General features: G+C 64.9%; 4 protein-coding genes and 5 pseudogenes. 4 read left to right on the top strand and 5 right to left on the bottom strand.

Annotation, left to right across the window (positions count from 1 at the left end):
• Positions 1-875 precede the first annotated feature (875 nt).
• Both AB0D08_RS39065 and AB0D08_RS39060 read right to left on the bottom strand, forming a co-directional pair.
• Positions 876-980, bottom strand: a pseudogene (locus AB0D08_RS39065) (SAM-dependent methyltransferase); the annotation flags it as partial.
• 187 nt (positions 981-1,167) lie between these two features.
• Entirely contained in the window at positions 1,168-2,475 is a 1,308-nt protein-coding gene (locus AB0D08_RS39060; RefSeq protein WP_359895096.1) for a PP2C family protein-serine/threonine phosphatase, read from the bottom strand.
• A gap of 734 nt (positions 2,476-3,209) precedes the next feature.
• Between AB0D08_RS39060 and AB0D08_RS39055 the strand changes: the two are divergent.
• Together AB0D08_RS39055 and AB0D08_RS39050 are read left to right on the top strand one after the other, a co-directional pair.
• Positions 3,210-3,629, top strand: a pseudogene (locus AB0D08_RS39055) (DDE-type integrase/transposase/recombinase); the annotation flags it as partial.
• Between the two features lie 253 nt (positions 3,630-3,882).
• Positions 3,883-6,291, top strand: coding sequence for a beta-propeller fold lactonase family protein (locus AB0D08_RS39050; protein WP_359895094.1), 2,409 nt, complete (start codon positions 3,883-3,885; stop codon positions 6,289-6,291).
• A 560-nt stretch (positions 6,292-6,851) separates the two neighbouring features.
• Here AB0D08_RS39050 and AB0D08_RS39045 read toward each other — a convergent pair.
• Positions 6,852-7,106 (bottom strand): annotated as a pseudogene (locus AB0D08_RS39045) (LysR family transcriptional regulator); the annotation flags it as partial.
• Between the two features lie 99 nt (positions 7,107-7,205).
• On the opposite strand from AB0D08_RS39045, the gene AB0D08_RS39040 reads away from it, so the two are divergent.
• Positions 7,206-8,452, top strand: a protein-coding gene (locus AB0D08_RS39040) for an IS3 family transposase (protein ID WP_359895093.1) whose coding sequence is annotated in 2 segments (ribosomal slippage) — positions 7,206-7,548 and positions 7,548-8,452 — 1,248 coding nt in all. Because the reading frame shifts where the segments join, the coding sequence is not laid out codon by codon here.
• Here AB0D08_RS39040 and AB0D08_RS39035 read toward each other — a convergent pair.
• Positions 8,356-8,973: a transposase gene (locus AB0D08_RS39035; RefSeq protein ID WP_359895091.1), complete on the bottom strand. Its 618-nt coding sequence runs from the start codon at positions 8,971-8,973 to the stop codon at positions 8,356-8,358. The genes AB0D08_RS39040 and AB0D08_RS39035 overlap by 97 nt on opposite strands.
• A 49-nt stretch (positions 8,974-9,022) precedes the next feature.
• On the opposite strand from AB0D08_RS39035, the pseudogene AB0D08_RS39030 reads away from it, so the two are divergent.
• Positions 9,023-9,582: pseudogene (locus AB0D08_RS39030) on the top strand (transposase); the annotation flags it as partial.
• 74 nt (positions 9,583-9,656) lie between these two features.
• Here the strand turns inward: AB0D08_RS39030 and AB0D08_RS39025 are convergent.
• Positions 9,657-10,663, bottom strand: a pseudogene (locus AB0D08_RS39025) (hypothetical protein); the annotation flags it as partial.

The raw sequence follows: 10,663 nt of genomic DNA, 5'->3' as shown, positions 1-10,663 counted from the left end.
CACCGGCGCCGCCAACACCCCCACCACCACCGACACCCCCGCCACCACCAGACGACGCGAACCCACCACACCCGACACACGCACAGACATACAAACCCCAAAATCAATAAACAGAATTACACTCCGCGATCAAGAATCGGGCTACCGATCCTCGACCTTGCCCACTGGAGGCCCCGACGCCTGATGGCAGCGAGTAACACCAACATCCACCCCCCTGTCCTGCTCGGCAGGCCACCGATCGGACCATCGACCGGGCCAATCCCATCGACCAGGCGGTGGCCACGACCAGGCGGGTGAATCCGTCCGGTCCCCGGCCTCCCAGGCGGGCGTCGGCGGCCCGCCAGGTCTCGGTGTGCCCGTCACGGAAGGTGCGGACGACCGGCGTCCACTCGCCGGGGTGCTCGACGTCCGTCCATGTCAGAGCACGTGCGGCCTCCACCGAGGTGTGCGCGTCCATACCGCGGGCACAGGCGCCGCGGCGGGGCTTGAGGGCCATGACGAACGGCAGGCCCGCCTCGCGCGGGCCGGAGCTCGTCGTGGTCGCCGTAGCTTCCAGGTCGACTCCGACAGGAAGAACTGCAGCCGCTGCACCGCCGGGTGCTGGGCACCGGTCACCGGTTCCGCCCCGGCCAGCGTGGTGAGCGTCTTGTTCCGGTCTCGTGGCAGCAGCAGACCGGTCAGGTACTCCCGGAATCCCCGTCACCCGGCCGGGCCACTCCCGATCGCGGCCAACGCTGACCGGTGGCCGGAGCGCAGCGAGATCCACGTCGCGGCTCGCGTCTGAGCCGCCGGCGGACCGGGACGGCGAAGCCCGGTCATCGGCCAGATCGCTGAGATTGTTGTCCGCGGACAACAGCCGACCGGCGAGACGGCTGGAGCAGCCGGTCCCGGTCGGACACGTGTACCAGCACCAGCCGGGCGTGCACGAGGTCGAAGCCGTGCCTGAGCCGTTCATCGCGGCCGACATCGTGGAGTCTTATCCCCGGGCGATGCCAAGCTGGTCGATATGCCGGAAGGTGGACGGGTCGAACTCCAGACGGTAGCCGCTGTCGTCGGGGGAGTTCATGGCGGCGATCTTCCCACCTGAGAGGGATGGTGGTGCAAGGCCGACTGGTGTGCGTCGCCTGTGGCGGTCTCCTCCGGCCGTGCATTTTTCTGCTGGAGCGATCAAGTTGGCATCGGCCCGAGGCCGTCGGCGGATACGGACCGCATACCAGGAAAGTCCTCCTGCTTAACGCGTTGGGCCACAAGGATCGCGGCATCGTCGTCCAGGTCCTGCGGGCTGTACGACAGCAGGTCGACACGCAGTGCCCGAGCCAGTTCGCGAGGCCCGAGGTCTGTCCAGTTGCCCAGGCGGTCGGCAAGGGGATAGAAGTCGCCTCCGTCGCCTCGGCACTCGGTGACTCCGTCGGTGTAGAGGACGAGTGTGTCACCGGTTTTGAACGGGATCGTGTCCACGACGTATTCGTTGGCGGAGAGCCCGCCGAGGCCGAAGGGCAGTGAGGTGGAGAGTGTCTCGACCGGCTCGGAGGCGCCCTCGTGAATGATGAAGGGCTCCGGGTGGCCGCAGTTGACGATGCGCAGGACCGGCTCATCCAGAGGCGCCTCCACCAGCATTCCCGTGACGAACACTTCATCCGGGTTGCCCTTCTGGCTCTGCTGGACGTGCTGTACCAGTGCTGTCTCGAGCCGCTGGGCGAGGTGGGACAGGCTGGGTGCCTCGTACGCCGATGCCAGGAACTCGGCGAGCATCCTCGCGGCCGAGTCGATCCCGGTCAGGCCCTTGCCACGTACATCGCCCATGAGAATCCGGGCGCCGTGGCCGGTGTTGACCGCGATGTAGACGTCACCGCCGATGAGGCTCTGTGACTTCGTCGTTCCCAGGTACCAGCCGCTGATCCCCAGTCGGCCGACCTGCGTCGACGATTCGTTGGCCAGACTCGTCCTCGTGAGAGCGCGTTTGAACGAGCGGTCCCGTTCCCGGCGCGCCCACAGTGCCGCTAGCGACACGGCCAGCAAGGCGGTGATTGTCACGGGCCCCTGGCTGTCCGACCAGCTTCCGTCGGCGCAGGTCACAGCTGTTCCTGTCACCAGAGTGAGGGCCGATACGACCAGCGTCACCCTCACACTGCACAGAACAGCCGCTACGACGGGCGCCGCTGCCGTCAGAACGGCGAGGTGCACGGGCGCCGACAAGGCAAGCGTGACCGCGCACACCACAGCCAGGACACCGATCGGTGCCAGCCAGGCCTGCTCGGTGGCGGCCAGCCGGCCCAGGGAACGTGGAAGGTCGGGGATACGGTCCCACGCTGTCTTCCTCCGGTGTTGGCCCGACCCGGATGAGCCGCGGTTCGACCGTTGCGAGCGACGAGGCTTGCGCGGACCACGGTGCAGGCCGTGCGTTTGGCCCGGCCGCCCGATGGCCTCGACCGGAACGGACTTTGGGCCGTCCAGCTGTGGGGAAGAGATCTGCACGTCGTGGTTCCTCGGTCGTCGGGTGTCTCCTCACCGCCCGGCCTGCGCGAAGCCTTCCAACAAGGTCACGTCGTACCTGCCGGACAGGGGAATTTCTTCTACTGGTTGTTGTCGCCGGAGGGCGTCGGTGACGCGGTCACGCACCACTCGGGGGTGGCGAGAGCGACGGCGCACGACGTATTCCGGCCACTCCGCCGGGGCGGTGGACCGTACAACAGGATTCATAACGCAGGCTGCCCAGCGGGTCGGGGACAGCCGTGGCCACGGAGTACCCGGCGCACGCTCTCTGCAGGAGGGAGCGAGGGCGATGGGGCCGGCGCAGCGCCGGGATGTCGAGTCCGCATATCGGAGGGTCCCTGTCGGATGAGTGGTGCGAGACGGAAGCATGATCCGGAACGAGCGTTGACCCGCGTGGGGAACCTCGATCGATCCGCTTCTATTTGCTCCTGGGCCGCACCGCACCGCACCCCCCAGACGGACATGAGAGCAGATGAGGGGAGACCACCCCATCAGGTCCCACAGGTTGGTTGTGGATCTTCTGATGCCAGGTGTTCAGCACCCTGCCGATCGAGAAAGGCGCGGGTGATTGATCACGGCCGGAGGCTGCCCCCGTCGCTGCCACTGCCAACGCCGCCTGCACACGATCGAGGGGCGGTCCCAGGAAGACCGCCCCTGACAAGTCATCCGCCCGCTGCACTCCCCGCCCCCAGTCCGTTGCCGACGAGGGCCGGCTCTGTCCGGCCTGCTGGCCGGACCTGGCCACCCGCGAGGTGGTCGGCTACGCGATGGCCGACCACCACCGCGCCGACCTGGTCATCGACGCACTGCACATGGCCCACGGACGTGCCCGCCCGGAACCGGGCCGCATCGCACACAGCGACCGTGGTGGCGAACACACCTCCAGTCAATTCCGCACCCGTATAAGCAACTTGGGGATGAGAGCGAGCACCGGGCGTAGCGGCTCGTGCTACGACAGCGCCGCAGCCGAGAGCTTCTGGGCGGTCCCGAAAGCCGAGATCGGGACACGAACCCGGCCCGACCGGGCCACCGCCCGCGCCGAGGTCTTCTCCTTCATCGAGACCTCCTACAACCGCCGCCGACTACGCAAACACCCAAGCCGGGGCTATCCGACCCCGCACGAGACCCGACAATGACACACCCTCGCCGTGTAAGAACGAGTGTCCGAGATCACGGGGAAACTTCAAGGAGCGTCACCCTTCTTCATCGCACCGCCACTGTTGCTCGTCGTCTCGACTCCTGAGGAACCAGCCGTTCGGCGTCGGCGACGCGGTGATGGCCAAGGTTCATCCTGAAACTCGTCCGGTTGGGGGAGGTCCGACTTCGGGATGACTGGTTCGATGGTGACGTAAATCTGTGTGGCGTACATCGATTCCAATGAGGTCATCCATGGGTTCCTGGCAGTTCTCGATCAACCGTCGTAATGTTCTAGCAGCGCTGTCGATACCGATCGCCGCTGTCGGAGTTCCCATGGTCATGGCGTCGCCCGGCGCGGCGCTGGAAAATTCTTCAGCCGTGGTGGCCTCGAAGGACTCGGCCGAGGTGCCTACCGTGGAAATCGAGCTGCCAGCCCGGCTGAAGACTGCGGGTGATATCCCAGTAGGTAAGGTCCCGCAGAACGTGACAGTTCTGCCCGATGGTAAGCACGCGTATGTCACTAATTCGAGTTCCAAGAGCGTGTCGGTGATCGACACTGCCACAAAGGCAGTCGTCAAGACCATCCCGGTCGGCAGCGTTCCGCTCTGGATGGCCGCCAGTCCTGACGGCTCACTTCTGTACGTGACGAACAACGGCGCCAACGGCGACGACGGCGTCGGCACCACGGTGTCCGTGATCGACACCGCCACCGACACCGTCACCAAAACGCTCACATCCGGTAAGGGACCAATCGGCATCGTGGTGTCACCTGACGGGGCTCGTGCCTACGTCGTCAACTACACGGATGGGACGGTATCGGTCATCGACACCGCTCATGGCAGCACCGAGGCGACCGTAAGTGTCGGCGCGGGCCCCATGATGGCGGCGATCACTCCGGACGGCAGCCGGCTGTACGTGACTACCAGCAGTGACAAGGTGTCCGTGATCGATACTGCTACCAACACCGTCACTGGGTCCGTAGAGGTGGGGAAGAACCCGCAGGGTGTCGTCATTTCTCCCGACGGACGGTACGCCTACGTCGCGAACCAGAGTTCCAACACGGTGTCCGTGATCGATACCGCCACCGACACTGTCACCAGTGTTCTCCCGGCCGGCAACCAGCCGTCAGCTCTCGCGCTAACGCCGTGGGCCGACCACCTCATCGTGACCAACAATTCGTCCACCCCAGACGAGCCCAGCTCGGTGTCAGTGCTGGACACGTTTACCGGCGAACTGGTCAAGGGGAGCAGCATTACGACGGGAAAGGGCCCGTACGGGGCGGCGGTGACCGAATCCGGAACGCTTTTCGTTGCCAACACGATTTCCAACACCGTGACTGCGGCCCAGCTTCCCCAGTCTATGGTGGGAAACGCGAAGGGCGTGTCGACCTCTTTCGATCGTAAGATCGCCGTCTCCTCGAACATCGTTGAGAGCACCGCTTCCATCTTCGGAATCTCCGCTGAGGGCCCGGACGCGGGCCGGGACGTTTCCACGGGCCGATCCCCGAGTGCGGTAACGACCTCGTCCGACGGTAAGCGGGCGTATGTGGCGAACCGGGCGGATGACAGTGTCACGGTCATCGACACGGCCGACGGCACGACCGTAGGTGAGGCCATCCCCACCGGCGCCAAGCCGGGCGCTATCGCTGTGAGTTCCGACGGTAAGCGGGCGTATGTGGCGAACCGGGCGGATGACAGCGTCACGGTCATCGACACGGCCGACGGCACGACCGTAGGTGAGGCCATCCCCACCGGCGCACAACCCAGTGCAATCGCCGTGAGCGGCGACGGTAAGCGGGCGTATGTGGCAAACCGGGCGGATGACAGCGTCACGGTCATCGACACGGCCGACGGCACGACCACAGAGATCCCCACAGGGCAGGAGGGTGCGAAGCCCAGCGCGATCGCGGTCAGCAACGACGGCAAGCATGCCTACCTCACCAACAGCGCGAGCGATTCGGCCACCATGATCGATACCGGCTCCCAGAAGGCGGTTAAGGGCAGCATTCCGACGGGATCCCTGCCGCAGGGCGTTGCGATCAGCCCGGACTCTTCTCGCGTGTACATCGCAAACAGCGGTGACGGCTCCATCACCGTGCTGGACTCCGCCTCCGGCGACCCGGCAGGTAGGGTCATGAAGGTCGAAGAAGGTGAGGCGGCGCAGCCCTCCGGAATCGTGGTCGACGGAATTCGCGCCTACACCACGAACGGCCACAAATCTAGCCTTTCGGCCACTTACTCATATCCGGACAATCATCAGAGGGTCGTCCTGCATACCGCTGGAAAATTCGTGACGGCTCCGACTGATTTTGGCTACGCCGTTGTCCGGCCGGACTCCTCGAGGGCAGGTCATGTATCGCGATACTTCTCCTTCGTTCCGGCTGGGGATGGAAAATTCTTCATCAAGTTGAGCAATGGCGCCTTTGTTCGCTCGATCCCCGGTCTCAACAATGACATACTTTATGCAGACTCTCGCGGGCCTGGCGACCTGGAGAAATTCGACTATGTCGATCTCGGAAACGGGAAATTTGCACTGAAGGCGCATAACGGAAAGATTGTTTCTGTCGAGTCCAACTCGCCTGACGGATTCTCGCCCTACCTCGCCGCCCGTGCGGAAGGCGTTTCTAGTGATCGGCAAGTTATCCAATTCTCCGCCGAATGAAAAGATTGAGTTGCTCGGGCTTCGGGAGCGTTGTCTCGGGAACGAAGCCGACTCCAGCCGTGTGATTACCGGCTATGCGCGGCATTGGCCCGGCGTGCGGGTCGGCTTCCGTTGCCAGAGACTTCCGGGATAGGCTCCACCACCCCTGCGTGATCAAATGCAAGATATCCAACAGGGCACTCAAGCGAACCGAACACCACGACCCGTCCCGGCCGCGCGCACCGACCGTGCACCTGGTCGTACCGACCAAGACTCGCTCGAAACTAAACAGAATACCGTCTGAAGTTCCCCCGTGATCGGAGCCGAGTCGAACGGTGCGCAACTTATGGGAGGAGACGCACGGCCGCCGCCCAGGTAGGGAGCACCGTGATGCCCTGCCCTGCGGCGACCATCTCGATCAGGAGGTCGGCGATCACCGACATGTACGGTCTCGGCCGCTGCCCGGTGGGTAATCGTCAAGACTTGTGGATGGCATCAGGCGGTGGTGCTTGCTGACCACGTTCAGGTCTGACAGCCGTACCTTGACCGGCAAGGCCTTGCGCAGTGGCTGCCATACCCAGTCAGATGGCGGAGCCGGCGGCCCGCAACTCCCGTACCAGAGCGCGCACGACAGCGGAGCTGGCGAGCTCTGAGCTGGTCACATAGCCGATACGGCGCGTCGGACGTTCCAGACCGAGATCGGTGATCTCGATCGAGTCCGGTGCTCCGGTCAGGGAGAGCACGGGCATGATCGCCATCCCGTGTCCCCCGCGCACGAATGAGAGCACTGCTCCGTCGTCCTCTGCCTCGATCGTGGCTTTCAGGATCCAGGTGCGGGTGATCAAGACACGCAGGTCGCGGTCGGGCCTTCGCCCTGATGGGTGGACACGCTGATACTGGATCTGCTTGATCCGGAGGAAGCGAGAACACCGCCGATGGCGATGAAGGACTACTCGGACGAGTTCAAGGCCGATGCCGTGGCCTTGTACGAGTCCACGCCCGGGGCGACGTACAAGGACATCGCCGCTGACCTGGGCATCAACAGGGCAACACTGCGCGAGTGGGTGCTGCGGGACCGCGAGCGCCGCGGCATTGCCCCGACCGGGCCGCGAACCGGCGCCGCGTCCGCAGCCAGGGCAGGACAGCCGACCGCGTCCGACGATCCGGACGAGCGGATCCGGCAGTTGGAGGCCCGGGTGGCCGAGCTTGAAGCGAGCGAGCGGAAGCTGGCCACCGAACGGGACATCCTGCGGAAGGCCGCCAAGTATTTCGCCGGCGAGACGAACTGGTGAGCCGCTTCCAGTTCGTCCACGACCACCGGGACACCTACGAGGTGAAGCGGCTGTGCCAGGTCCTGGACCTCAACCGGTCCAGCTACTACAAGTGGCTCAGCGGGGCCGGCGCCAGGGTCGTCCGCCGGCGCGAGGACCAGGTCCTGGTCGAACAGATCCGCAGGATCCACGCCGGCTCCGGCGGCGCCTACGGCTCGCCCAGGGTGACCGCGGAACTCCGCGAGTCCGGGACGTTGGTCAACCACAAACGGGTCGCCCGGGTCATGCGGACGTACTCCATCGCCGGTATCCGCCTGCGCAGAAGAGTCCGCACCACCGTCCCCGACCCGGCCGCCCAGGCAGTCCCGGACCTGTTCCATCGGGACTTCAACGCCCCGGAACCGGGACGCAAGTACATGGGCGACATCACCTATCTGCCCCTGGCAGAGGGGGAGTTCCTCTACCTGGCGACCGTGTTGGACTGCTTCAGCCGCAAGGTCGTGGGCTGGTCCATCGCCGACAACATGCGTACCGACCTGGTCGCCGACGCGCTGCGGATGGCGGCCGCGACCCGCGGCGGCCTGGACGGGGCGGTGTTCCACTCCGACCACGGGGCCCAATACGGGTCCAGGGCCTTCGCCGACCTGTGCTCGGACCTGGGAGTCACCCGCCCGACGGGCGCGGTCGGCAGCAGCGCGGACAACGCGGCCTGCGAGAGCTTCCACGCCTCCCTCAAACGCGAGACGCTCCAAGGCGCCCGCGACTACGGCGATCCCGCCACCTGCAGGAGGACCGTCTTCGCCTGGCTGACCCGCTACAACACCCGCCGCCGCCACTCCGCCAACGGCCACCTCAGCCCCAACGAATACGAACACCGACACCACACCGCTAAGCTCACTCTCGCCGCGTGACAACCAACCGCGTGTCCACCTTCACGGGCGAAGGCCCGTCTGCCTCCGCTATCTCCCCGCTCAGGTGCTGGTACCGCTTGGCCAGGCGCTTGAGGGCGATTTTGACTGCTGTGGCCAGGGCGGCGAGATCGGCACCAGGACGGCTGGCGGCCAGCCGTCGGACCAGTTCGGTGGTGGTCAGTGAGAGCAGTGCTTCGAGTACCCGCGGCGGGCGCGGTGATGATCAGTGATTTGATCTGGTTGATGGTCTGGGTGCGAGCCGTGACTGCACTGGCGCGTACCATGCGCAGTCCGCGGATTGCCTCGACCGCGCCGTCGCGGTGCTTCAGGGTGCCGGTGGCGCGGCCAGCGAGGACCGCGGTTGCGGCCGCGTATGCGTCGATGGAATCCGACTTCCCCGCCGCCCGGTGCGCCCGGGGATCGGGTCGGTCCACCTCGACAACGGCGATTCGGTTGGCCCGAAGGTAGCGGCCGAGTTCGGCACCGAAGGAGCCGGTGCCCTCCGTGCCTACGACCAGCACGTGACCGTGAGAGTGCAACCACTCCAGCAGGTCCCGGTAACCCGCAGGTCACGCGCTGGGATGCCGCAACCCGCGGATACCGAACCGTGTGGTGATCGACCATGTGATCGCCGCCCTGGTCCACGGCTCGGGCTACGCGCGGATCGCGACACCCGGCTGCTCCGACCGCACCATCCGCGGGCACCTGAAGTTGTGGGCAGAGCAAGGAACTTCTCGGCAACTCCACCGGCTCGCCCTCGAAGCCTACGACCGTATGATCGGCCTGCGGCCGGCTGCATCACCAAGGCCCCGGGCGATGGCGATGGTGAGAAGGCCGGACGCTCGCTGGTCGACCGCGGCAAGCAGACCCTGAAACGCTCGGTCGCCACCTAGGCCGCAGGCCTCCCGGTCGGTGTCGTGCCCGACGGCGCGAACCGGCACGACTCCCGCCTGCTCGCGCCGACCCTGGACGCGGTCCGCGACCGCGCCGGCCAACCGCCCGAAGGCCCGAAGGTCCGCCTCGACTGCGGCTACGACGGTGTGAACTCCCGTGCAGTGCTTGCCGGAAGGGGATTCACCGGCATCATCTCTCGCAAGGGTGTCCCGGCGCCGGTCCAGGCCGGCCACAGGTGAGTGGTCGAGCGCACACCCCACGCCCCGCCCCGCCTTACGAGTCCACCGCGGCCACCTATTGCCGGTCGACCTCATTCCCTAATTAGCCACTCTTTGTTTGCATCGACTGCAAATGGGATGAATTTGTTGTACTTTGGGGCATTGGCAAAGCCCTCCCCTAGGACATATGGACTTTCAAGCCAATTCGCCCCGGACGGTATCTCCTTGTACAGGTTCGTGCCGGGATCGATATGATAGTAGGTTCCTGCCGCGTCGACTGCCGCATGGATGACATGCTGACTATTTTGATCGTCAACCATGGAAAGCATGAAATGCGAGTAAGTGGGCTGCGGGGCGGTCGGTGAAAATATCGCCAACATTTTCCTGTCCGATGCACTTTGGCTTTGGATCTGCCGCACGGCATCGTTGAAGTCGAGAAAATCATGGCCCATTCTCATGTCGCGATGCTCGCGCATCGTATAGTTCCCCTGGTGCCTAATTTGAGCGAGTCGGAAAAATGTGTGACTCTGACCAGTGGCCAGCATCCTCAGTGAAGATTCCGCAACGGTGAGGCAGCCTCCATCGACACTGCAGCCACTTTTTGCTAGCAGAATTAGATTGGCTTGGGCATTATCGAACGACGCGCGGGGTGAATCTATTGCCGTCAAAAACTCGGGATCGGAAACCATGACGGCCGAATTTACCTCAGCTTCCAGATAGTCGAGATCCTCAGTCTTCCCATCCAATTTCCCATCTGGGCTTTTCATCTTCTTTGCTGCGATGATATTTGCCGCTCCGTTGCCGGTGGGGTCGGTGTGGTTGATGGGGTCGGCGTCGAAGGCGCTGTGGCGGTAGAAGACGGGGGCGGGGTCGCGGGTGGTGAAGGTGCCGGTGGTGGGTTGGTAGGTGCGGGCGGGAGTGTATTGGGTGTGGTCGGGGTTGGTGTATTCGCCGCCGTATTGGATGGGGTTGGTGTGGGGGCGGTTGTGGTGGGGGTTGGGGGTTTGGGGGGTGCCGTGGTGGTCGGTGGGGGTGCCGTAGTCGTCGTAGTAGTAGGTGTTGGTGGTGGTGGCGTTGTGGTCGGTGAGGGTGGTGGTGT

Origin of the sequence: Kitasatospora sp. NPDC048540 (assembly GCF_040651175.1) — a bacterium.
GTDB lineage: Bacteria > Actinomycetota > Actinomycetes > Streptomycetales > Streptomycetaceae > Kitasatospora.
This window is presented reverse-complemented; position numbering and strand designations above follow the sequence as displayed.

Coding starts and splice junctions, on each gene's coding strand:
- AB0D08_RS39050 (WP_359895094.1), top strand. CDS start 3,883: ATGGGTTCCTGGCAGTTCTCGATCAACCGTCGTAATGTTCTAGCAGCG.